At 75.8% G+C, this 23,082-nt stretch carries 20 protein-coding genes; 6 read left to right on the top strand and 14 right to left on the bottom strand.

What is annotated here, in order from left to right; all coding sequences use genetic code 11:
* Nucleotides 1–52: 52 nt before the first annotated feature.
* The 4 genes from HOP40_RS25300 to HOP40_RS25285 form a co-directional block, all read right to left on the bottom strand.
* Nucleotides 53–895, bottom strand: coding sequence for a 3-methyladenine DNA glycosylase (locus HOP40_RS25300; RefSeq protein WP_172162759.1), 843 nt, complete (start codon nt 893–895; stop codon nt 53–55).
* 10 nt (nt 896–905) lie between these two features.
* Nucleotides 906–1,979, bottom strand: coding sequence for a hemolysin family protein (locus tag HOP40_RS25295; protein ID WP_172162756.1), 1,074 nt, complete (start codon nt 1,977–1,979; stop codon nt 906–908).
* Complete coding sequence (locus HOP40_RS25290; protein ID WP_172162753.1) at nt 1,972–3,312, bottom strand: hemolysin family protein; 1,341 nt, start codon at nt 3,310–3,312, stop codon at nt 1,972–1,974. The genes HOP40_RS25295 and HOP40_RS25290 overlap by 8 nt, the downstream gene beginning before the upstream one ends.
* Before the next feature lie 117 nt (nt 3,313–3,429).
* Nucleotides 3,430–4,539 carry a DNA glycosylase AlkZ-like family protein gene (locus tag HOP40_RS25285; RefSeq protein WP_172162750.1) on the bottom strand — a complete coding sequence of 370 codons (1,110 nt, stop codon included), beginning with the start codon at nt 4,537–4,539 and terminating at the stop codon, nt 3,430–3,432.
* Between the two features lie 91 nt (nt 4,540–4,630).
* Here HOP40_RS25285 and coaA point away from each other — a divergent pair, with 91 nt between their 5' ends.
* On the top strand, nt 4,631–5,587 hold the full coding sequence (gene coaA, locus HOP40_RS25280; protein ID WP_172162747.1) for a type I pantothenate kinase: 957 nt from the start codon (nt 4,631–4,633) through the stop codon (nt 5,585–5,587).
* A gap of 17 nt (nt 5,588–5,604) precedes the next feature.
* A complete protein-coding gene (locus HOP40_RS25275) occupies nt 5,605–6,093 on the top strand; it encodes a MarR family winged helix-turn-helix transcriptional regulator (protein ID WP_172162744.1) in 489 nt (162 codons plus the stop codon).
* A 3-nt stretch (nt 6,094–6,096) separates the two neighbouring features.
* Here HOP40_RS25275 and HOP40_RS25270 read toward each other — a convergent pair whose 3' ends face one another.
* Nucleotides 6,097–6,894 (bottom strand): DUF427 domain-containing protein, encoded by a 798-nt coding sequence (locus tag HOP40_RS25270; RefSeq protein WP_172162741.1) that lies wholly within the window; start codon nt 6,892–6,894, stop codon nt 6,097–6,099.
* A gap of 76 nt (nt 6,895–6,970) precedes the next feature.
* On the opposite strand from HOP40_RS25270, the gene HOP40_RS25265 reads away from it, so the two are divergent.
* Genes HOP40_RS25265 through HOP40_RS25255 form a run of 3 tightly spaced genes read left to right on the top strand, consistent with a single transcriptional unit; the run spans nt 6,971 to nt 11,170 of the window.
* Nucleotides 6,971–8,146: a lactate 2-monooxygenase gene (locus HOP40_RS25265; RefSeq protein ID WP_172162738.1), complete on the top strand. Its 1,176-nt coding sequence runs from the start codon at nt 6,971–6,973 to the stop codon at nt 8,144–8,146.
* A gap of 40 nt (nt 8,147–8,186) precedes the next feature.
* Nucleotides 8,187–10,073 (top strand): serine/threonine-protein kinase, encoded by a 1,887-nt coding sequence (locus HOP40_RS25260; protein WP_172162735.1) that lies wholly within the window; start codon nt 8,187–8,189, stop codon nt 10,071–10,073.
* A complete protein-coding gene (locus tag HOP40_RS25255) occupies nt 10,070–11,170 on the top strand; it encodes a heparan-alpha-glucosaminide N-acetyltransferase domain-containing protein (RefSeq protein WP_205346905.1) in 1,101 nt (366 codons plus the stop codon). Before HOP40_RS25260 ends, HOP40_RS25255 begins: the two co-directional genes overlap by 4 nt.
* 45 nt (nt 11,171–11,215) lie before the next feature.
* Here the strand turns inward: HOP40_RS25255 and HOP40_RS25250 are convergent, their stop codons facing one another.
* The 8 genes from HOP40_RS25250 to HOP40_RS25215 all read right to left on the bottom strand — a co-directional run bounded on the left by HOP40_RS25250 (nt 11,216) and on the right by HOP40_RS25215 (nt 20,480).
* Nucleotides 11,216–11,968 (bottom strand): SWIM zinc finger family protein, encoded by a 753-nt coding sequence (locus HOP40_RS25250; protein WP_172162732.1) that lies wholly within the window; start codon nt 11,966–11,968, stop codon nt 11,216–11,218.
* Complete coding sequence (locus HOP40_RS25245; RefSeq protein ID WP_172162729.1) at nt 11,965–14,673, bottom strand: DEAD/DEAH box helicase; 2,709 nt, start codon at nt 14,671–14,673, stop codon at nt 11,965–11,967. The genes HOP40_RS25250 and HOP40_RS25245 overlap by 4 nt, the downstream gene beginning before the upstream one ends.
* Entirely contained in the window at nt 14,670–16,934 is a 2,265-nt protein-coding gene (locus tag HOP40_RS25240) for an ATP-binding cassette domain-containing protein (RefSeq protein ID WP_172162726.1), read from the bottom strand. Before HOP40_RS25240 ends, HOP40_RS25245 begins: the two co-directional genes overlap by 4 nt.
* Nucleotides 16,931–17,386 carry a nitroreductase/quinone reductase family protein gene (locus HOP40_RS25235; protein ID WP_240157267.1) on the bottom strand — a complete coding sequence of 152 codons (456 nt, stop codon included), beginning with the start codon at nt 17,384–17,386 and terminating at the stop codon, nt 16,931–16,933. Before HOP40_RS25235 ends, HOP40_RS25240 begins: the two co-directional genes overlap by 4 nt.
* Nucleotides 17,383–18,093: a VOC family protein gene (locus HOP40_RS25230; protein WP_172162723.1), complete on the bottom strand. Its 711-nt coding sequence runs from the start codon at nt 18,091–18,093 to the stop codon at nt 17,383–17,385. Before HOP40_RS25230 ends, HOP40_RS25235 begins: the two co-directional genes overlap by 4 nt.
* Nucleotides 18,090–18,875: an ABC transporter permease gene (locus HOP40_RS25225; RefSeq protein ID WP_172162720.1), complete on the bottom strand. Its 786-nt coding sequence runs from the start codon at nt 18,873–18,875 to the stop codon at nt 18,090–18,092. The genes HOP40_RS25230 and HOP40_RS25225 overlap by 4 nt, the downstream gene beginning before the upstream one ends.
* Nucleotides 18,872–19,825, bottom strand: a complete 954-nt coding sequence (locus tag HOP40_RS25220; RefSeq protein ID WP_172162717.1) for an ATP-binding cassette domain-containing protein — start codon at nt 19,823–19,825, stop codon at nt 18,872–18,874. Before HOP40_RS25220 ends, HOP40_RS25225 begins: the two co-directional genes overlap by 4 nt.
* 73 nt (nt 19,826–19,898) lie before the next feature.
* Nucleotides 19,899–20,480, bottom strand: a complete 582-nt coding sequence (locus HOP40_RS25215; protein ID WP_172162700.1) for a PadR family transcriptional regulator — start codon at nt 20,478–20,480, stop codon at nt 19,899–19,901.
* A gap of 108 nt (nt 20,481–20,588) precedes the next feature.
* Between HOP40_RS25215 and HOP40_RS25210 the strand changes: the two genes are divergently transcribed.
* Complete coding sequence (locus HOP40_RS25210; protein ID WP_240157266.1) at nt 20,589–21,221, top strand: DUF4232 domain-containing protein; 633 nt, start codon at nt 20,589–20,591, stop codon at nt 21,219–21,221.
* On the opposite strand, the gene HOP40_RS25205 is transcribed toward HOP40_RS25210, so the two are convergent.
* Nucleotides 21,218–22,885 (bottom strand): AMP-dependent synthetase/ligase, encoded by a 1,668-nt coding sequence (locus tag HOP40_RS25205; RefSeq protein ID WP_172162697.1) that lies wholly within the window; start codon nt 22,883–22,885, stop codon nt 21,218–21,220. The genes HOP40_RS25210 and HOP40_RS25205 overlap by 4 nt on opposite strands.
* Nucleotides 22,886–23,082: the final 197 nt, after the last annotated feature.

The following is a 23,082-nucleotide window of genomic DNA, read 5'->3' as shown; positions in this document are numbered from 1 at the left end:
CCTGGCACCGTGCTGCACCGCGCTGTCAGCAGCCGCCGGGCCCGCCGGAGGATCAGCCGGTCACGGCGTCGCACACGGCGACCAGCCGCCGACGCAGGGGAGCGGCCCGCTCGGCGAACCCGGCCTGGGCGCGCGCGTACTCGGCACGGCCGGCCGGGGTCTCGATGCGGACCGGCGGGTAGCCGAGGTCGGCGAGGTCGTACGGGCTCGCCCGCATGTCGAGCACGCGCACGTCGACGGCGAGCGCGAAGCAGTCGGCCAGCAGGTCCGACGGGGTGGCGGGGGAGAGCTTGTAGGCCCACTTGTAGAGGTCCATCGTCGCGTGCAGGCAGCCGGGCTGCTCGTTCGCGACCTGGTCCTCGCGGGTCGGGGTCAGGGCGTTGCGGGGGCGGGCGGCGTCGGTGAAGAACCGGAAGGCGTCGTGGTGGGTGCAGTGCACGGGCAGCGACTCGACCACCGCGTCGGTGCCCGCGGACCCGAGCCGCAGCGGCACGGCGCCGTGGCGGGGCGCGTCGGTGCGGTAGACCATCGCCCACTCGTGCAGGCCGAAGCAGCCCAGGCGGGCGGGCCGGGAGGCGGTGGCGTCGAGCAGGGCGCGGACGAACTCCGCGGTGCCCCGCAGCCGCTCCGGCAGTGCCGACGCGTCGAGGTGCACGGCGTCGCCGTCGCGGACCCAGCCGGGACGCTCGTCGCCGCCGCGCAGCGCCACCCCGAGACCGGGGTCCCACTGCTCGAGCCGCGCGGGGCGCAGCGAGTAGTAGGTGAACAGGAAGTCCAGGACGGGGTGCGCCTCGCCCCGGCGGCGCCGCTCGCGGTGCGGGTCGGTCCACGTGCCGACCCGGGCCCGGTGCGCGGCGGCCAGCCCGCGCCACGTCGGCTCGTCCAGCACCCGCACGGGCCCGACGCTACCCGGCGGGCCGGGTGCCGCCGGGCGCGGGCGACCGGGCGTGGGTGGCGTCGCGGACGTCGCCCACGTACCGCTCGATGAGGTCCTCCATCGTCACCAGGCCCGCCGTGGCGCCGCCCGGCCCGACCGCCCGGCCCAGGTGGGCGCGGTGGCGCCGGAGCACGGCCAGCGCCTCGTCCAGCCGCGCCCCGACCGGCACCTCGGGCAGCGCCCGGATCCGGGCGGGGGGCACGGCGGCGTCCTCGTCGTCGGCGAGGTCGAGGATGTCCTTGACGTGCAGGTACCCGGTCAGCCGGCCGTCGGCGGCGCGGAGCGGGAACCGGGAGAACCCGGTGCGCGCCACCTCGCGGGCGACGTCGCCGACGACCGGGCGCGGGCCCAGCGTGACGAGGTCGCCGGTGGCGATGACGACGTCGGCCACGGTGGCCTGGGCCGAGCGCAGCGTGCGGGTGAGGCGACTGGTCTCGGCGTCGTCGAGCAGGCCCTCGCGGCGCGACTCGGTGATCAGGTCGGCCAGCTCGCCGGAGGTGAAGGCGGCCTCCAGCTCGTCGCGCGGCTCGACCCCGACCAGGCGCAGGACGCCGTTGGCGAGGAAGTTGAAGAACGCGATGAGCGGGCGCGCCGCGGTCGTGAACACCAGGAACGGCGGCACCAGCACCAGCGCAGCGGCCTCGGGCCCGGCGATCGCGATGTTCTTCGGGACCATCTCGCCGAGCACCATGTGCGCGACGACGACGACGGCCAGCGACACCGCGAACGCGATCGGGTGCAGCACCGCCTCGGGCAGCCCGACGAACGCGAGCGGGACCTCGATGAGGTGCGCCACCGCGGGCTCGCCGAGGCGGCCCAGCAGCAGCGAGCAGATCGTGATGCCCAGCTGCGACGCGGCGAGCATCCGGGACAGGTCGGCGTGCGCGCGCAGGACGACGGCCGCGGCGTTCTGGCCCGAGTCGGCCATCGACTCCAACCGGTCGCGCCGGGCGGAGACCAGCGCGAACTCCGCGCCGACGAAGAACGCGTTGCCGGCCAGCAGCAGCACGGCCGCGACCAGGGCGAGGACGTCGCTACCCACGGGTGGCCTCCTCGGGGAGCGGGTGGGACGACTCGGGCGGCGGCGGGTGCATCCGCAGCTCGGCGACCCGGTTGCGGTCGCGGCGGGTCACGGTGAACCGGCGCCCGGCGACGACGAGCTCGTCGCCGACGTCGGGCAGGCGGCCGAGGTGGGCCAGGACCAGGCCGGCGAGCGTCTCGTAGGGCCCGTCGGGCATCTCGAAGCCGGTGGCGTCGGCGACCTCGTCGGCGCGCAGCAGCCCGGACACCAGCCAGCCGCCGTCGACGAGGGACTGCACGCGGTCGCGCTCGCCGCTGTCGTGCTCGTCGTGGACGTCGCCGACGATCTCCTCGATGAGGTCCTCGAGGGTGACGATGCCGGCCGTGCCGCCGTACTCGTCGACGACCAGCGCCATCTGCAGCCCGGACGCGCGCAGCGAGGTGAGCAGCGCGTCGCCGTCGAGCGAGCCGGGGACCGTGGGCACGGTCTGCACCAGGTCGCGCACCGGCGCCTGCCGGTCGGGGGCACCGAAGGCCTGCTTGACGTGCACCACCCCGAGGACGACGTCGGGGTCGCCGGCGTCGACGGGGAAGCGGGAGAACCCGGTGCGCCGGGCGAGGGCGACGAGGTCGGAGAGGGTGTCGTCGGCCGAGAGCGACGCCACCCGCACGCGCGGGGTCATCAGGTCCTCCGCGACGCGGTCGGTGAAGCGCAGGGAGCGGTCGAGCAGGGTGGCGGTGCCGGCGTCGAGGGTGCCGCTCTCCGCGCTCGACCGCACCAGCGACGACAGCTCGCGCGGCGACCGCGCCGAGCGCAGCTCCTCCGCCGGCTCGACGCCGAGGCGGCGGACCACGGCGTTGGCGGTGCTGTTGAGGGCGGTGATCAGCCAGCGGAAGGCGTGGGCGAAGCCGCTCTGCAGCCAGACGACGTTGCGCGCGGTGCGCAGCGGGTTGGCGATGGCCAGGTTCTTCGGGACGAGCTCGCCGAACACCATCGACAGCGTGGTCGCGACCAGCAGCGACAGGATCGTCGCGGTGGTGGCGGCGGCGGTCTCCGGCAGCCCGACGGCGTCGAGCGCGGGCCGGAACAGCGACGCGATCGCGGGCTCGGCGATGTAGCCGGTGACCAGCGTGGTGACGGTGATGAGCAGCTGGCTGCCCGAGAGCTGGAACGACAGCGCGCGGTGGGCGCGCTGGACGGTGCGGGCACGGGCGTCGTCGACCTCGGCGACGTGCGCGTCGACCTGGCTGCGCTCCAGCGCGGTCAGCGAGAACTCCGACGCGACGGCGACGAACGTGCCGAGCGTCAGCACGGCGACGCCGACGAGGCCCAGGACGGAGAGCAGGACCGTCATGGGCGCACGACCGTCGTGCGGCGGGTGGGTGGGGTGGTGCAGCCCGGCTCGGCCGGGCGTGCGGTGCGCACGGACGAACTCCTCGGTGCTCGGTCGCGGCCAGTGTAGGCGCGCTCCCTAGACCCGGCTGACCGCGACGTCGGCCGCACCCCGCACGACGGCCAGCCGCCGGGCCTCCTCCTCGACCCCCTCGGGCGCCGCGCCCTCCACCGCCACCTCGAGGCGCTTCCCGCGCTGCTTCGCACGCCAGAGCCCGACGACGTCGACGCCGGACAGCACGACGCCGGGCCCGCCCAGCGCCGTCCAGACGCGCTTGCGCAGGGCCGGGTCCGGGACGACCACCTCGCGGTCGCGGCCCTGCAGCCAGGGGTCCGACGGCGGCAGCAGCCGCACGACCGGCGCCGGCTCGGCCGCCCGGATCTGCTCGAGCACGTCCGGCGCGACGGCCGCGGCCCGGCCGTCGACGGTGACCGGCACGAGGTCCGGGGGAGCGTCGGGGCGCAGCGCGGTGCGGGTCGTGCCGAGGAAGGCGGCCAGGTCGGCGGCCGACGCGGGTGGGAAGAAGCGCAGGTAGCCGCGCTGCAGGGCGGCCGTGCCGGCGTCGGCGTCGGCGGGCGGGCCGGGCCAGCCGGGGATCGGCTCCAGCAGCAGCGGGCGGTGCCCGCGCAGCCGGATGCCGCCGGCGAGCCCGGCGACGCGCAGCAGCTGCTCGCCGACGTGGTGCACCCCGCACCCGGCGCAGTACGGCGAGAGCTCCGCGGGCAGGACGGCCGTCAGCGCGGCGCTGAGCTCGCCCTTCGTCATCGGCCCGTGCAGCACCCGGGGCACGGCGTCGGCGAGGGTCCGGAACGCCGCGCGGGCCGCCCCGCCCGCCTCGGCGAGCCGGGCGCGCTGCCAGCCCAGGCGCGCGGCGGCGTCGGCGTCGTCGCGGGGCCAGCAGGCCGCGGCGAGCGCCGGCAGGTCGGCGGTGCGGTGCAGGTGGGGGGCGCCGCGGTGCGACCAGACGCGGGTGAGGACGCCGTCGCCGGTGGCGTCGTCGTCGGCCGGGTCGTCGGTGGCGGGGGCCGGCTCCGCGGTCCGGGCCGCCAGCGCGGCGGCCAGCGAGCCGGGCGGGGTGTCCTGCACGCCGAGGTCGAGAAGCGCGACGGCGTCGGGCGAGGCGGCCCGCTCGACGAGGTCGTGGCGGTGCAGCCGGTGGGCGAGCACCTGCTCCCGGGTCAGCTCCATGCGTCCATCCTGCCCAGCGGGTCCGACAACGGGTGAGCCGCACGTCACCCCCGCCTGCCGAGGGGCCCGCCGCGATCTAGGTTGTCGGGTCATGAACGGACGCAGCGTGGCGCGGGAGACGTCCTCGCCGTTCGTCGACTTCGACCGGGCCTCGTGGGCGAAGCTCGGCGAGTCGACGCCGCTGCCGTTGACGGCCGTGGAGCTCGACACGGTGCGCAGCCTCGGCGACGAGGTCGACCTCGACGAGGTCCGCGAGGTCTACCTCCCGCTCTCGCGCCTGCTGACCCTGCACGTGCAGGAGGGCGGGCGGCTCTACCGCGCCTACCGGACGTTCCTGGGCGCCCAGAGCGTCCGCACGCCGTTCGTCATCGGGGTGGCGGGCTCGGTGTCGGTGGGCAAGTCGACGACCGCGCGGCTGCTCAAGCTGCTGCTGGCGCGCTGGCCCCAGCACCCGCGCGTGGAGCTCGTCACGACCGACGGGTTCCTGCACCCCAACGCCGAGCTCGACCGCCGCGGGCTCATGGCGCGCAAGGGCTTCCCGGAGAGCTACGACCGGCGCGCGCTGCTGCGGTTCGTCACCGAGGTCAAGGCGGGGCGCGCCGAGGTGACCGCCCCGGTCTACTCCCACCTCGTCTACGACATCGTCGGCGGCGAGAAGCTGACCGTGCACCGGCCCGACATCCTGCTGCTGGAGGGCCTCAACGTGCTGGCCCCCGCATCGTCGCTGCCGGGGCGGGCGGCGCTCGCCGTCAGCGACTTCATCGACTTCTCCGTCTACGTCGACGCCGCCACCGACGACATCCGCCGCTGGTACGTCGACCGCTTCCTGCGGCTGCGCGAGACCGCGTTCCGCGACCCCGAGTCCTACTTCCGCCGCTACGCCGCCCTCGACGAGGCCGGGGCCGTCGCGCGGGCGGAGACGATCTGGGCGGAGATCAACGGGCCCAACCTGGAGCACAACATCCTGCCCACCCGCGGGCGCGCCAGCCTGGTGCTGCGCAAGGGCGCCGACCACAGCGTCACCGGGGTGCGACTGCGGAAGGTCTGAGCTGGCACGATGCCCCGATGGACGCCCGTTCTGACCGGATCGACGCCACCCTCCTCGACGAGGACGAGGCCCTCGACGGCGACAGCGAGCTCACCGAGCTCGCCGCCCACCTGCGCCTGGCCGTGGGCCGGCTGCACCGCCGCATCCGGATCGACGGCCGCGAGTCCATCCCGCCGCTGCAGCTCTCGGCACTGGTCACGGTGGAGACGTCCGGGCCGCTGCGGCTCTCCGAGCTCGCGCGCCGCGAGGCCGTCACCGCCCCGACGATGAGCCGCGTGCTCTCCGCGCTCGACGAGCAGGGCCTCGTCGTGCGCTCCCCGGACCCGCAGGACGCCCGCGGGGTGCTCATCACGCTCTCGGAGCTGGGCGCGACGAAGCTCAACGAGGTGCGCACCCACCGCACGGCGCTGGTCGCCCGCCGCCTCGCCCGTCTCGACGGCGCCCAGCGCAGCGCCCTGGCCGCGGCGCTGCCGGCGCTCGAGGCGCTGCTGGTGGACGACGAGTAGCCCCTAGACCTCCGTGCCGTCGACCACGGTGCGCAGGTCGTCGTGCAGGAAGCTGTGGTGCCCGGCGATGCGCGCCGACTCCGGCAGCGGGTCCGGGTAGCCCCAGGCGGCGTCGGTGAGGACGCGGCCGTCGGCCAGGTGGACGTCCCAGTAGCTCGACTCGCCCTTGTACGGGCAGCGCATGTGGGTGTCGGACCGCTCCAGCCGCGCGCGGACGTCGCCGGGGGCGAGGTACCAGCGGGTGGGCAGGCCGGTCTCGTCCAGGCGCAGCGGGGCGTGCGACTCCGCGACGAGCTCGTCGCCCGCGAACACCTGCACGTGCCGGCTCGTGGGGCGGACGTCGACGCGGGTGAACGGGTCGGTGAGGTGGCCGAAGACCTGCTCGTCCTCGTCGAACCAGGCGTCGGCGGCCTCCCAGTAGAGCGAGGAGTACCCGCCGAGCCAGGGCGCGGCGGGCACCGGCTCGGGGTAGGTCCACAGCGCGTCGGGCACCTCGCGGTCGCCCACGCGCAGCGTCCGGTAGGTCGCGTCGCCCTTGAACGGGCAGTGCGTGGTGAGCTCCGAGGGCACGAACGCCGAGGTGTCGAGGTCGGCCTCGGGCACGTAGAGCCGGGGGAGCAGGGCGGTCTCGTGCAGCAGGACCCCGGCGACGGTGTCGAGCACGGTCCGCCCGGCGAACTCGGCGCGGACCCGGCGCGGGAACGGGTGCATCAGCAGCTTGTGCGCGGGCCCGTCGATCGCGTAGTTGACGCTCTGCGGGGCGCGCGGGGACAGCGGTCCGGAGGTGCGGGTGAGACCCATGCCACCGACAACGCCGCCCGGGCGCGTCCGCATTCCGGCGCCCGTCGGGCCTGGACAGCCACCGTAGGTTGCCCACATGACGGTCCCGTTCTCCGCCTACGCCGCCGAGATCTACCTGCGCGGCCTCGGCGACGAGGTGCCACGGTTCCCCACCGACCCCGCGCAGCTGGAGGCCGCGGCGCGCGCGGTCCTGACCGACGGGCCCTACGGCTACGTCGCGGGCGGGGCCGGGCAGGGCACGACGATGCGCGCCAACCGCGCCGCGTTCGACCGGCACGCGTTCGTCCCGCGGATGCTGCGCGACACCACGTCCCGCGACTGGTCCACCACCGTCCTGGGCACCGCGATGCCGGCGCCCCTGCTCACCGCGCCGGTCGGCGTCATGTCGATCCTGCACCCCGACGGCGAGCTCGCGGTGGCCCGCGCCGCCGCCTCGGTGGGGGTGCCGATGGTGCTGTCGACGGCCTCGTCCTACGCCACGGAGGAGGTCGCGGAGGCCTCCGGCGACGGGCCCCGCTGGTTCCAGCTGTACTGGCCGACCGAGGACGCCGTCACGGTCAGCCTGCTGCACCGCGCCCGCGCCGCCGGCTACTCCACGCTCGTCGTCACCCTCGACACGTGGACGCTGGGCTGGCGCCCGATGGACCTCGACGGCGCCTACCTGCCGTTCCTGCGCGGCGTCGGCACGGCCATCCCGTTCTCCGACCCGGCCTTCCGCGCCGGGCTGGCGACGGCGCCGGAGGACGACCTGATGGCCGCCGTCGGGCGCTGGGTGCCGATGTTCACCGGCACCGCGCTGCGCTGGGACCGCCTCGACCTGCTGCGCGAGCACTGGGACGGGCCGATCGTGCTCAAGGGCGTCCAGCACGTCGACGACGCGCTGCAGGCGCTCGAGTCCGGCATGGACGGGATCATCGTGTCCAACCACGGCGGCCGGCAGGTCGACCGCGCGATCGGGGCGCTCGACGCGCTGCCCGGGATCGTCGGCGCCGTCGACGGGCGGGCGCCGGTGCTGTTCGACTCGGGCGTCCGCACCGGCTCCGACGCCGCCGTCGCGCTCGCGCTGGGCGCCGACGCCGTGCTGCTGGGCCGCCCGATGGCCTACGGCCTGGCCCTGGGCGGCGAGGACGGCGTGCGCCACGTCCTGCGCAGCGTCCTGGCCGAGCTGGACCTCACCCTCGCCCTCGCCGGGTTCGCCGACCTCGCCTCGCTGCGGGCGGCCCCGGACGCGCTGACGCGCGTGATGCCATAGTGGGGGCGGTCGGGGCGGCGAGCATCTGTGGGAGGACGGCGTGGACGGGGTCACCGCGCTGGTCGCCGGCCTCCTCTCGGGGTTGCGCGCACTGCTGAACACCGACGTCGTGTTCGGCGGGTGGGCGTGGGCGATCACCGTGCTCGGCGTCCTGGTCGGGCTGCTGCCCGCCGCGGGCGCGTTCGTGCTCGCGGTCTGGCGCAAGGGGATCGGCTCCTCCTACGGGGGCGCGCGCGCCGTCGGGATCGCCGCGCTCGGCGTCGTGTCGGCGGGGCTGCTGCCCTGGATGGTGTTCACCGCCACCGGCGACGTCGTCCGGTCCGCGGCGGCGGGCACGCAGGTCTCCGGGCTGCGCGAGTCCGACGTGGCCGCGATCGCCGAGCCGCTGCCCGTGCCGTTCGCCGACGTCGTCTTCGACTCCCAGGGCGACTACCTGGCCGGGCTGTCGGTGCGCCAGGCCTTCGACCCGTCCGACCCCGCCGCGTTCGGCCTCGCGATCGGCGTGCTCGCCGTCCTGCCGCTGATCGCCGTCGTGCTGGTGCTGGTGCACGCCCGGATCGCGCTGCGGCGCGGCCCGGCGTGGCCCGCGAAGCTGTTCTGGCTGCCCATGCTCGCGGTGCCGTTCCTCACCGCCGCCACGCCCGCGGGGTCGTCGGGCCACCTGTGGATCGGGGTCGTCGCGGGCGCGTTCGTCGGGATCTTCCTGGTGCTGCTGGCCGGGCGGCCCTCGCGCGAGCGGGTGCGCCGCTCCCTGGAGGCCGCGGCGGCGCGGCGGTCCGAGGGGCCGCCGCGCGGCGCCGACCCGTACCCGCCGCGGCCCGAGCCCGTCCGGACCCCGGTCCGCAGCACTCCGGTCCGCACGAAGCCGCCGGCCGCGACGCGGCCGGAGGACGTGGGCGCCGAGCGCAACAAGCTCGCCGAGCGGTTCGCCGCGCGGCCGCCGGAGCCGCTCGTGTCGCCGCCGCGGCCCGGGGTCGGCCCGACGCCGACGCTGGTGGCGCCGGGTCCGCTGCTCGGCGGGGCCGCGCTGGGCGGAGCGGTGCTCGGCGCGGCCGCCGCCGGTGCGCGGCGCGGCGAGCCCCGGTTCCGGATGATCCGGCGGCTGGGGCAGGGCGGCTTCGGCAAGGTGTGGCTGGCCCACGACGCGCAGCTCGGGCACCCGGTCGCGCTCAAGGCCGCGCACGCCCCCGACGGCGAGACCGAGGAGCGCATCCGCCGCGAGGCCACGGCGCTGCGCTCGGTGCGCCACCCGCACTGCGTCCGGATCTTCGACCTGGTCGACGCCCGCAGCGACCCCGGCCTCGCCGAGCTCGACGGCCTCGTCATCGTGATGGAGCACGTCGAGGGCACGCCGCTGGGCGAGCTGGTCCGCTCGCGCGGGCTGCTCGACGACATCGCCGCCGCCCGGGCGTGGGCGTCGGTCGCGGGGGCGCTCGACGCCGCCCACCAGCGCGGGGTGATGCACCGCGACGTCAAGCCCGGCAACGTGATCGTCGACGCCGCGGGGTACGCGCACCTGATCGACTTCGGCATCGCCCGGCGCACCGGCGACGCCACGCTGACGGTCGCGGGGTTCGTGCTCGGCACGCCCGACTTCCTGGCCCCCGAGGTCGCGGGCGGGCAGCGCGCCACGCCGCAGTCCGACTCGTGGCAGCTCGCCGCCACCATCTCCTACGCCCTGTCGGGCCAACCGCCGCGCGGCACGCACGCCGACGCGGTGTCCGGGCTGCGGGCGGCCGCGTCCGGCGCGCCGCTGTCGCAGCTGCCCCCGCGCAGCGCGCACACCGCGCTGCTCTACGCCGCGATGCACAACGACCCGGCGCAGCGCCCGCCCCTGCGCACGGCGCGCGAGGCGCTGGAGAACTGGCTGCGCAGCGTCGACGCCGCCCCCGACGGGCCCGTCACGCAGGTGACGAACCGGCGGTGAGCGACGGCGGGCGCCTGCTCGGCGTCGACGCCGCCCGGGCGGTGGCCCTGACCGGGATGGTCGCCACCCACACCCTGCCGCTGACCGGCCCGGACGGCGCGCCGACCCTCACCGGGCTGCTCGCCGACGGGCGGTCGTCCGCGCTGTTCGCGGTGGTCGCCGGGGTGGGGGTCGCGCTGTCGACCCGCGGCGTCGTCGACGCCCGGTCGCACGCCGTCGCCGGCGCCGGGCTGCTGGTCCGCGGCCTGCTCGTGGGGCTGCTGGGGCTGGCGCTGGTGGCGCTGCGGCCCCCGGTCGCGGTGATCCTGGCCTACTACGGGCTGCTGTTCGTCGTCGCGGGGCCGCTGCTGCGGCTGCGCGCCGGGGCGCTGGCCGCCGGGGCCGCGGTGGTGGTCGTCGCGGGGCCGGTGCTGAGCCACCTGCTCCGCGCGGGCCTGCGGGACGGGCCGGGCCCGCAGGCCGGGCTGCCCGCGCTCGCCGACCCGGGGCAGCTGCTGGTGACGCTGTCGCTGACGGGCTACTACCCGGTGCTGCCGTGGACGGCGTACCTGCTGGCGGGGATGGCGGTCGGGCGGCTGGACCTGCGCCGGCCCCGCACCGCCGCGTTCCTGCTGGCCGGCGGGGCCGCGCTGGCCGTCGTCGCCCGGGTGGTGGCGGCGGTGCTGCGGGGCGGCGGGCAGGTGCCGGAGGCCTCGGCCCGCCACTACGGCTCGACCCCGCCCACGACGTGGTGGTGGCTCGCGGTCGACGACCCGCACTCGGGCACGCCGCTCGACCTCGCCCACACCACCGGCACCGCCCTGGCCGTGATCGGCCTGTGCCTGCTCCTCCCGCGGGTGCTGCTGTGGCTGCCCGCGGCGGTCGGGGCGGTCCCGCTGACCCTCTACACCGCCCACGTGGTGTGGCTGGCGCAGGAGCCGACCGACGGCGTGCCGACCCTGCTGCGGCACCTGGTGGCCGCGGCGGCGGTGGGGGCGGCGCTGACGCTGCTGGGCAGGAAGGGGCCGCTGGAAACGATCACCGGCCTCCCGGCCCGCCTCCTCCGTCACCACCTCTCTCCCGCCACCCCCCGCACGTCGGAGCCGGGACGCGGTTGAGCGCGGCTCCATGACCGCGTTCCGGCTCCGACGTGCGGGGAGGGGTCAGGGGAGGAGGAGGTGTGCGGCCCGGGCTGCTGCCGCTGCTGCCAGGGGGCGGAGGTCGTCCTCCGTCGGGGGTGGGGGGAAGGCCGCCGGTTCGCCCGGGGTCGTCGGGGGTGGTGCCGGTTCCGGAAGGGCGGCGGGGTCGCGGCTGTAGGCCTCCGCCGGGTCGATCGGAACGTCCAGCTCCTCCGCGGGGGAGGGGGTGGTCGGCCCGGCGGTCACCAGCTCGTCGGCCGTGCGGCCGCGGAGCAGGAGCAGGACGAACGGGTCGGCGTCGAGCAGCCACGACGCCTGGTAGCACAGCGCCGCCGAGTGCGGACAGGGATCGCCGATGTCGGGGCAGTCGCAGTCGGACTCCAGGTCGCCGACGCCGGGCAGCAGCGCCACCCCCGCGGCACCGGCCGCCGCCACGAGCGCGCGGGGCAGCTCCCCGTCGAGCAGGGCGGCGAGGTGACCGGCCTCGGCGCCGGTCTGGCGGCGCAGGCGCTCCCAGTCGGCGTCGTCGAGCACCGGGACGTGGACGACGGTGCCGACCGGGCCGTCGTCCGGGTCGTCGGCGACCGCCGAGAGCCGCCCCGGCGCGACCGTGATCGGGCCCAGGCGGCCGCTACCGGCGAACCGGCGCCCGCGCCGCAGCACCCCGGCGTCCAGGGCGGCGTCCTCCAGCGCGGCCACGAACTCCCGCGCCCACCACGACCGGCCCCGCCGTCCCGGGCGGGCGGCGAAGGCCGGGAACCCGCGGGCGGCCGTCACGCGAGCCCCACGAGGTCGGCCAGCTCGGCGTCGGACAGCTCCGACAGCCCGGCCTCGCCCCCGGTCAGCACGGCGTCGGCCAGGGCGCGCTTGCCCTGCAGCAGGTCGGCGATGCGGTCCTCCAGCGTTCCCTCGGTGACGAGCCGGTGCACCTGCACCGGGCGCGTCTGCCCGATGCGGTGGGCGCGGTCGGTGGCCTGGTCCTCGACGGCCGGGTTCCACCAGCGGTCGTAGTGCACGACGTGGTCGGCGCGGGTGAGGGTGAGCCCGGTGCCGGCGGCACGCAGCGAGAGCAGGAAGACCGGGACCTCCCCGCGCTGGAACGCGTCGACCAGCTCCTCCCTGCGTGCCACCGGGGTGCCGCCGTGCAGCAGGGCGTGGTCGATCCCGCGGTCGGTGAGATGGCGCTCCAGCAGCCGCGCCATGGCGACGTACTGCGTGAACACCAGCACCGACCCGCCCTCGGCGAGGATCGTGTCCAGCAGCTCGTCGAGCAGCTCCAGCTTCCCGGACCGCCCGGCGAGCACCGGGTCGGCCTCGCGCGCGTACTGCGCGGGGTGGTTGCACACCTGCTTGAGCGCGGTGAGCAGGCCCAGCACGAGCCCGCGGCGGGCCATCCCGTCGGCGGCGGCGATCCGGGCCATCGTCTCGTCGACGACGGCCGCGTAGAGCCCCGCCTGCTCTGGGGTGAGCGCGACGGGCCGGTCGGTCTCGGTCTTGCGCGGCAGCTCCGGGGCGATGCCGGGGTCGGACTTGCGGCGCCGCAGCAGGAACACCGACGTCAGGCGGGCGAAGCGGGCCGCGGCGTCGGTGTCGCCCTCGGCGATCGGACCCGACCAGCGGCGGCGGAACCCGGCCCGGGTGCCGAGCAGGCCCGGTGTGGCCCAGTCGAGGATCGCCCACAGCTCGTCGAGGTCGTTCTCGACCGGGGTGCCGGTGAGGGCGACGCGGGCGGCGCGCACGTTCCCCGCCCGCCCGATCGTCCGCAGCGCCCGCGCCGTGCCCGACCCGGCGTTCTTGACGTGCTGGGCCTCGTCGGCGACGACGAGCCCCCACGGGTGCGCGGCGAGAGCCGGGGCGTCGAGCCGCATCGTGGCGTAGGTCGTGACGACGACCTCGGCGTCGCCCAGCTCGCGGCCCGGCCCGTGGTGGCGCGCCACCGCGACGCCCGGCGCGAACCGGGCGAACTCCCGCTCCCAGGTGCCCAGCAGCGACGCCGGGCAGACGACGAGCGTCGGCCCGGCGCCCAGCGGAGCCCGGTGCAGGTGCAGCGCGATGAGCGTGACCGTCTTGCCCAGCCCCATGTCGTCGGCGAGGCACGCGCCCAGCCCGAGCGAGGTCATCCGGTGCAGCCAGCCGACGCCGCGGAGCTGGTAGTCGCGCAGGGTCGCGGTGAGCCCCTCGGGCGCGGCGTCGGGCTCGGGCGGCGCGGCGAGGCGGTCGCGCAGGTCGGCGAGCCACCCGGTGGCGCGGACGGGCACCCGGGACCCGTCGACGTCGATCTCCCCGGTCAGGGCGGCACCCAGCGCGGCGACGGCCGGCACCGCCGGCGCGGCCGGGTGCGCGGCGCGGCGGCGGGTGGCGGAGTCGACGAGGACCCACTCGCCGCGCAGCCGCACCACGGGCCGGTGGCTGCGGGCCAGCACGTCGCGCTCCTCGACGGTGAGCGGGAGGCCGCCCAGCGCGACCTCCCAGTCGAGGCGGAACGGGTCCTCGCCCAGCCGCGCCGGCCCGGACCCGGCGTCCCCCGCGACGACCCGGGTCTCCGGCGCGGCGAGGCGCGGCCGGTGCACCGCGACGCCGGCGGCGGCCAGCGCGTCACTACCGGTGTCGAGGAGGTCGGCGAGGTCGGTGTCGTCGAGCTCGACCGCGTCGGGCACGGCCCGGGTCAGCAGCTGCTCCAGCGGCGCCCAGAACCGCGCCGCCCGGCGGACGGCCCGCAGCGCGTCGACCCGGGCGTCCGGCCCGAACCCGACGGCGGCGCCGCTCCACAGGTCGGCGAGGTCGGCCAGGCGCGTCGGGTCGTCGAGGGCGTGGACCTGGACGACGAGCCGCACCCCACCCGTGAGTGGATATCGGTGCTCCGGCACCGATATCCACTCACGGGTGTCGAGGCGCAGGGAGATCCGCACGCCGGCGTCGACCCCGGCCGCGACCTCCTCCGCCCACTCCCGCAGGTGCCCCACCGCCACGGGCACCGCGCCGGCGTAGGGACCCGCGAGCGAGACGGTGCGCGGGAGGTGGTCGGCCACCGCGTCGACGAACGCCCGGACCAGCGGTGCGGCCGCCGGGAGCAGCCCGTCCGCACCGGGGACGGCGCGGGCCTGCGCCGGCATCGCCGCCGCCAGGGCCCGCAGCGCCGCGGCGTCGGCGGCGTCGAGCGGTCCGGCCCGCCAGGCGTCCCACCCGGCGGGGGAGACGCCGGGCAGCAGCCGGCCCCGCGCGACGAGCCCGAGCGCGGCCCGGGCGGTCGCCGCCCAGAACCGCACGGAGTCCGAGGCGCCGGCGTCGGAGGCGGCGAGCAGCAGCGCCAGCGCCTCACCGACGCCCAGGCGCCGCACCGCGGTGGTGCGCACGGCCCCGTCCGGCGGCGCGGCGAGGTCGGCGGTGGCGCCCCCGCTCCCGTCCCGGTCGCCTCCCCACAGGAGCAGCGTCCCGGCCCGCGGCGGGTCGGCCGGGACGAAGACCGCGTCGGGAGCTGTCACCCGCTGTGCCGGGCGACGTGCCGCGCGAGGTGCTCCCCGGTGAAGGAGCCCGGCGCGCTCAGCAGGGCCGAGGGCGGACCCTCGAAGACGATCGTGCCGCCGTCGTCCCCGCCGTCGGGGCCGAGGTCGATGACCCAGTCGGCGTGCGCGATGACGTCCAGGTTGTGCTCGACGACGATCACCGAGCTGCCGCCGTCGACGAGCCGGTCGAGCAGCCCGAGCAGGTGCCCGCAGTCGGACATGTGCAGGCCGGTGGTCGGCTCGTCGAGGACGAAGACGGTGCCCTTCTCGTGCAGCCGGTTGGCCAGCTTGAGCCGCTGGCACTCCCCGCCCGACAGCGTCGAGAGCGGCTGCCCGAGCGTGAGGTAGCCCAGCCCGACGTCGACGACCGACGCCAGCCGCTTGGTGATCTCCTTGGCGTCGAAGAACTCCAGCGCCTGCGCGGCGGTCATGTCCAGCGCGTCGGAGATCGACCTCCCGTCGACGGTCAGGGCGAGCACGGCGTCGGTGTAGCGGCGGCCCTCGCAGTCGGTGCAGGTGGAGCGCACGCCGTCGAGGTAGGCGAGGTCCGAGGAGATCGCGCCGATGCCGTTGCAGGTGGGGCACGCGCCCTCGGAGTTGAAGCTGAACAGCGCGGGCTTCACGCCGTTGGCCTTGGCGTAGAGCTTGCGGATCGGGTCCATCACCCCGGTCCAGGTGGCCGGCGTCGAGCGGCTGGAGGTGGCCACCGCCGACTGGTCGACGACGATCGTGTCCGGGTGCTGCGGCACGAGCACCTCGCGCACCAGCGTCGACTTGCCCGACCCCGCCACCCCCGTGACGGCCACGAGCACGCCGAGCGGCACGTCGACGTCGAAACCGCTCAGGTTGTGCACCTTCGCCCCGGTGACGGCGAGGTGCCCGGTCGGCGTGCGGGGCGCCTCCCGCACGGTGACGGGCCGGTGCAGGAACTCGCCGGTGAGCGTCCCGGAGGTCTCCAGGCCGGCGACGTCGCCCTCGTAGACGATCCGCCCGCCCTCGGTGCCGGCCCGCGGGCCCAGCTCGACGACGTGGTCGGCACGGGTGATCACGTCGGTGTCGTGCTCGACGACGAGCACCGTGTTGCCCTTGTCGCGCAACCGGTGCAGCAGGTCGTTCATGCGGCCGACGTCGCGCGGGTGCAGCCCGATCGTCGGCTCGTCGAACACGTACATGACGTCGACCAGCGACGACCCGAGGTGGCGCACCATCTTGATCCGCTGCGACTCCCCGCCGGAGAGCGTGGAGGTCTCGCGGTCGAGGGTGAGGTAGCCCAGCCCCATGTCGATCAGCGCGGCGATGCGGGCCACCGCCTCGTCGACGACGGGGCCGGTGGCGTCGTCGCGCAGCGTCGGCAGCAGCGCGTGCAGGGACACCAGGTCGAGCGAGCACAGGGAGGGAAGCGTGTGCCCGGCGACGGTCGCCGTCCGCGGCCCCTCCGCCAGCCGGGTGCCGTCGCAGTCGGGGCAGCGGATCGAGGTCGTGTACCGGGCGATGACCTCCTTCTTGCGGCTGGAGGTCTCCTCGACGTCGATGTAGGCGCGGTTGAACCGGGCCTCGACGCCCACGTACTCGAGGTTGAGCGCTTTCCCCGGCCCCGCGACGGCGACCTTCCCGCCCGACCCGAACAGCAGCTCCTGCCACTCGGCGTCGGTGTAGTCGCGCAGCGGCTTGTCCATGTCGAACCGGCCGGACTGGGCGTGGACGTGCCAGTACCAGCTGTCGACCGCCCAGTCGCGGTGCAGGATCGCGCCCTCGTTGAGCGACTTCGACCGGTCGAACATCACCGCGTGGTCCAGCGCGACCTTCCGCCCGACGCCACCGCAGGTCGGGCACATGCCGGCCGGGTCGTTGAAGCCGAAGGCGTTGCGCGGCCCCACGTGCGGGACGCTGCGCCGGGAGAACAGCAGCCGCAGCGCCGGGTTGATGTCGGTGACGGTGCCCAGCGTCGAGCGCGACCCGCCGCCCAGCCGCTTCTGGTCGACGACGATCGCCGTGGACAGGTTCTCGATCAGGTCGGCGTCGGGCTGGCCGAGCTTGGGCAGGAACCCGCGGACGAACGCCGAGAACGTCTCGTTGAGCTGGCGCTGGGCCTCCGCGGCGATGGTGTCGAAGACCAGCGACGACTTGCCGGACCCGGACACCCCGACGAACGCGGTGATCGCGCGCTTGGGGATCCGGACGGACACGTCGCGCAGGTTGTTCTCCCGCGCGCCGGTGACGGTGATGAACTCTCGGGTCATGCGTCCCTCTCTACGCGGAACACCGGACAGATCCCGGCCGCTGCGGCCAGCGCGTCCGGGGTCGTGTCGGTGACGACCCCGGCGTCGCGCATCATCTCCACCCCCTGCGGCGTCACCGACGGCCACTCCCGCAGCAGCGGCGCGGCGGCCTCGGCGTCGAGCTCGACCAGCTGCACCGGCTCGTCGACCCCGCCGGTGCGCAGCACGGCCCGCCCGCCCGCGGCCCGGACGTTGCGGATCCAGTCGGCCGCGGGGAAGCCGCCGACGACGAACCGCTGCCCGCCGCGCTCGCCCACGGTCAGCGGGGTGCGGCGCGGGGTCCCGCTGCGCCGGCCCGGCACGGTGAGGACGGGCAGCTCGAACTCCAGCTCACCGGCCTCCTGCTGGGCGAGCAGCCCGTCGTTCATTCCCTTGATCCACTCGGGCGCCCCGATCCTCGCGATGTCGGTCAACGGTCCTCCTCGGTCGTCCGTCCCAGCTCTGCCAGTTCGTCGGCGTACCGCGCCCTCGTCGCGGCGTCGACGTCGAGCGCCGCGACCGCGGCGAGCGCGGCCGCGGCTCCGGCGTCGTCGCCCGTGCGCACCAGGAGCTCGGCGCGGTAGGCCAGCAGCGGCAGGCGCTCGGCGTCGGTCGCGCCGGGGTGGCGGGCCAGCCCCGCATCCAGTACGGCGAGCGCGGCGGCGTCGTCACCGCGGGCGTCGCCCTGGCGGGCGGCGTTCTGCAGCACCCGCTCGAGCCGGCCGGCGCCGGGCCCGGGGTCGGGGTCGGGCTCGGCGCCGTCGGCGCGGCTGACCCGCAGCCAGTTGCCGCCGGGGTCGACCACCGTGAAGCCCGCGGCCGTGCCCTGCCGCCGGCGGGGCCGGGTGATCCGCGGGATGCCGGCCACCGGCAGGCGGCCGAACGCCGTGCGGAGCCCGTCGGCGAAAGCGTCGAACAGCGCCCCGGTGTCGTCGACGAGGAGCAGGGCGCTGCCCATGGAGCCGGCCGGGTCGAACCCGTCGACGGCGAAGAAGTGCAGGTCAATCCCCCCGCGGACCACGCACAGGTACGGGTTGGGCCGGGACTGCCGGTAGGTCTGCGTGAAGCCGAGCGCGGCGTAGAACGGGGCGACGTCGTCGATGTCGCGGCAGGGGAGCAGGGGCACGGTCCGTTCGGTCACCGGCTCATCTCCCGGAAGCGCCGGACCGACAGCGGCACGAACACCGCCAGGATCAGCAGCGGCCACAGCACGGCCGCGAGGAGCGGGTGCAGCGCCACCCACGAGTCGCCGCCCCACCCCGGGTTGCCGAAGAGCTCACGCGTCGCCGCCGCGGTGGCCGACAGGGGGTTCCACTCCGCGACCGCCGACACCACGACCGGCATGCTGGCCGGGGCGACGAACAGCCCGGACAGGAACGCGACCGGGAACTCCAGGGTCTGCACCGCGGTGACCGCGTCCGGGCCGCGGACCAGCAGCCCCAGCCAGATGCCCACCCACAGCAGCGCGAACCGCAGCAGCAGGAGCAGCCCGACGGCCGCGAGCGCGGGCCCGATCCCGTTCTCCGCCCGCCAGCCGACGGCGAGCCCGGCGAGCAGCAGCACCGCGAGTGCGACGGCCGAGACCACCATGTCGGCCGCGGCCCGGCCCAGCAGCACCGCCGACGCCGACATCGGCATCGAGCGGAACCGGTCGGTGATGCCGCGCTGGGCGTCGGTGACGACCGCGACCATCGTCGAGCTGAGCCCGAACAGCATCGTGAGGGTGAACAGACCCGGCAGCAGCGCCGACCGGTAGTCCCCGCCGCCGGGGACGGCCATCATGCCGCCGAACAGGAACACGAAGATCAGCAGCATGAGGATCGGGAAGCCGATCGCGTTCACGAGCTGCTCGGGCCGGCGCCGCAGGTGCGTGAGGTAGCGCCCGGTCAGCGCGCCGGTGTCGGCCACCACCCACGCCGTCACCGGGTCACCGCCGTGAGCTGCAGGAAGACCTCGTCGAGCGTCGGGCGCCGGACCGCGAGGTCCTCGGCCTCGACGCCCTCCGCCGCCAGCGCGGTGACGGTCGCGGTGAGCGCGGCCATCCGGTCGCGCACCGGGGCGCCCACGCGTCGGGCGTCGACGTCGACCTCGGCCTCCCCGCCGGTGGCCCGGGCCACCAGCGCGGCGGCGCGGGGCAGGTCGGCGGCGTCGCGGACGACGAGCTCCAGGTGGTCGCCCCCGATCCGGGCGCGCAGCGCGTCCGGGGTGCCCTCGGCCACCACGCGGCCCTCGCCGCGCCCGCCGAGCACGGAGATCCGGTCGGCGAGCTGGTCGGCCTCGTCGAGGTACTGCGTGGTGAGCAGGACGGTCGTCCCGTCCGCCACCAGCGCGCGCACCGCGGTCCACACCTCGGCCCGCCCGCGCGGGTCGAGGCCGGTGGTCGGCTCGTCGAGGAACAGGACCGCGGGCGCCAGGACCATGCCGACGGCCAGGTCGAGCCGGCGCCGCATGCCGCCCGACCAGGTCCGGACCGGCGCCCCGCCGGTGTCGGCGAGGTCGAAGCGCTCCAGCAGCTCGTCGGCGCGGCGGGCGGCGTCGGCGCGGGAGAGGTGGAACAGCCGGCCGAACAGGACGAGGTTCCCGCGCCCGTCGAGGACCTCGTCGAGCGCGGGCTGCTGCCCGACCAGCCCGATGCGGCGCCGGACGCCGTGCGGGTCGGCGACGACGTCGACGCCGTCGATCTCGGCCCGTCCGCCGTCGGGGCGCAGCAGCGTGGTGAGGATGCGGACGGCGGTGGTCTTCCCGGCGCCGTTGGGGCCCAGCAGGCCGTGCACGGAGCCTGCGGGCACGGCGAGGTCGAAGCCGTCCAGCGCCGGGGCGGCGGCGCCGGGGTAGTGCTTGCGGAGTGCGTCGGCCAGCACGGCGGTGGGCATGACCCTCCCGGTGTTCAAACTTGAGTACGAGCCCGCCAGTGTGCCCGAGGTGGTGCGGAACGGCAAACAGCGATCACTCGCCGGCGAGCGAGTACCAGCTCCCGGGGCGGCCGGGGGAGCCCGGCTCGCCGGCCATCGCGTAGGCGCCGGACTCCAGGCGTGCGATCAGGCCCGACGTCCACTCCACACCACCGGCCGCCGTGTGCTCCCACAGGCCGTAGAGCTCCGACCAGTGCGGGGCGTCGACCCAGCCGTCGAGCTGGGCGCGCGCCTTGTCGCGGATCTCCTCCAGCGCGGCGAGCCGTTCGCGCAGCAGGCGCACCGCCTCGGCCCGGGGGAGCGAGGGGAGCATGGCGAGCGCGGCGCCGAGCTGGTCGGGCCTCGCCTGCGGGCGGCGCACGGCCTCGCGCAGCAGGCGCAGGTACTCGGCCTCGCCCTTCTCGGTGAGCTCGTACTCGGTGCGCCCCGGCACGTCGTCGTGGTCGCGCAGCATCCCGGCGTCGGTGAGCGCGCGGAGCGCGTGGTAGATCGACCCCCACTTGGCGTTGGCCCACTCGGCCGCGTCCCAGGACTGCAGGTCGGTGCCGATGCGGTAGCCGTGGGCGCGCCCGTAGCCGCGCACGATGCCCAGCACGAGCAGGCGGGTGGCCGACATGCCGACAGGGTATCGCCGGTCACCCGAACGGATCGTTGCACGCTGCAACCAGAAGCGGGGCGGGACGTCTCTCGTTGCAGGAGCGACGACGAGGGATCGGGGGATCTCATGACCAGGACCGCACGGCTGACGATGACGGTCGCGGCCGCGTGCGCCGCGGCGGCACTGCTGGCCGGCTGCTCGCCGGCGCCGGCGCCGGACGGGCCGGTGACCGGCTCGTCGACCACGCCGTCGACCACGCCGTCGACCGCGCCGTCGACCGCACCCGTGGCGGCTCCCGCGACCACGGACCCGGCGCCGGGCGGCACCCCCGGCGGGCCGGACCGCTGCACCACCGCCGAGCTCACCGGCTCGCTCGCCGACGGCGGCGCGGCGGCCGGCTCGCGCTTCGCCACCCTGGTGCTCACCAACTCCGGCGACCGCACGTGCGAGCTCACCGGCTTCCCCGGCGTCTCCTACGTGACCGGCGACGACGGCCACCAGGTCGGCCCGGCCGCCGCGATGGAGGGCCCGCGCGGCCCCGAGGTGCGCCTGGCCGTCGGCGCCTCGGCGGGAGCGCCGTTGCGGCTGGTGAACGTCCAGAACTACGACGCAGCGGCCTGCTCGCCGACGCCGGTGCGGGGCCTGCGCGTCTACCCGCCGGGCGACACCGCGTCGCTGTTCGTGCCGATGGAGGGCACCGGCTGCGCGAGCACCCCGCCCGGCGACCAGCTCGTCGTGCAGACCCTCGCCGCCCACTAGGCGCCCCCACCTCCGTCCCCGTGGCGGTAGAGGCTCTCGATCACCCCGGAGTACGTGGCATCGATCACCCGGCGGCGCAGCTTCATCGTCGGTGTGAGTTCGTGGCCGGGCAGCCACTCGGCGTCCAGTACGGCGAACTTCTTGATCTGCTCGACGCGTGCGAGACCCGCGTTCGCGGCGTCGACCTGTGCCTGGACAGCAGCTGACACCGCCGCCTCGTCGGAGCCGAACGCCGCACGGTTCGGCACGACCAGACACACGTTGTAGGCGCGCCGGTCTCCGATGACGCACACCTGGCTGATCGCACGGCCGGCGGTGAGCAGTGCCATCTCGATGTTGGCCGGAGACATGTTCTTGCCGGCCGCGTTGATGATGAGCTCCTTCTTGCGGTCGACGATCCACACGAATCCGTCTCCGTCGATCCGCGCGACGTCACCCGTGTGGAACCAGCCGTTCGCATCGATCGCTTCCGCCGTCTTCTCGGGCAGGCCGCGGTAGCGGCGCATGACCTGAGCGCTTCGAACGAGGAGCTCTCCGTCGTCGGCGAGCGCGAGTTCGACGCCGCTCAACGGCGTGCCCACGCTCCCCGGCCGCCGGCTGGTCGGCGTGCTGATCGTGACCAGGCAGGACACCTCCGACATCCCCAGCACCTCGCAGAGCGGAAGGCCGACGGCGTCGAAGAACTCCACGACACTCGGCGGTGTGGGCGCGGCGCCGGTGTTGACCCACGTGGCGGCGTCCAGTCCGAGGCGTTCGCGGACGCGGGCCGCGAGGGCCGGGTTCCCGGGTGCGTCGGAGACGAGGTCGCCGTCGTGGTCGGCCTCGGCCCGGGCCTTGAGCTTCTCCCAGATCCGGGGGACCGCGCCGAAGACCGTCGGGCGCGTCTCCGTGATCGCGTCGAACAGCTGGGACGCATCGGCCACCGATGTCACCGTGTTGCCGTAGGTCATGAAGGCCGAGTAGTGCGACGCCCACCGGTCGGCCACGTGGGCCGCGGGCAGGAAGCTGACCTGGCGGCCGCCGCCGCCCAGCGGCAGGGACGCGTGCACTCCGCGGAGCTGCTCGAGCATGTTCCGGTGGGTCAGCTCCACGCCCTTGGGTGGCCCCGTGGTCCCCGACGTGTAGATCAGCGTCAGGAGGTCGTCCGGTCCCACGCCCGCGGACGAGAGGTCCACACCGGTGGTGTCCGCGGCGAGCTCCGACGCGAGCCCGTCGTCGGCAGCGGCCGGCTGATCGATCACCAGCACCCGCTCCAGCGGAGTGTCCAGTCGCCGGGTCGCCTCGACCACGCCCGCGAAGGCTCGTTCCGTCACGAGCAGGCGTGCTCCGGAGTCGACGAGGACGTGTCTCAGCTGCTCGGGCGGCGCCGTGCTGTACAGGCTGAACGGCACGGCGCCCAGGAACAGGACAGCGGCGTCGACGACGTGGAACTCCGGCCGGTTGCGCAGCAGGAGGGCCACCACGTCACCGCGACCGACACCGCACTGCCGGAGGCGGCTCGCCACCTCACCGATGCGGGCCAGCACCTGGCGGTACGTCCACACGTCCTTCGACCCGTGTGACCGGAGAGCCGGCTGATCGAGGCGCGACGAAGCGGTCGCGAGGAGGACCTCGCACAACGAGGTGGACTGCTCCAGCCGGGCGAGGGTGGGGATCGCGGTCATGCCCACCTCTCAGTGGTGTCGGTCACACCCGTCACCGTAGGGCGCCCCGTTACATCTGGCAATGAGTAACAGGCATCTGCCGAGAGCCATTCTGTTACGTTGGCAAGTACGTAACAGTCCAGACGATTGCGCGCCGCTCTCGGTCGAGGAGTCCACCATGCTCCGTCCGGTCCGCCGCCCGCCGTACCTCGCGCGCG

This window comes from Pseudonocardia broussonetiae, from assembly GCF_013155125.1.
Taxonomy (GTDB): domain Bacteria; phylum Actinomycetota; class Actinomycetes; order Mycobacteriales; family Pseudonocardiaceae; genus Pseudonocardia; species Pseudonocardia broussonetiae.
Note: the sequence above shows the minus strand (reverse complement) of the source record. Positions and strands in the feature narration are given on the sequence as shown.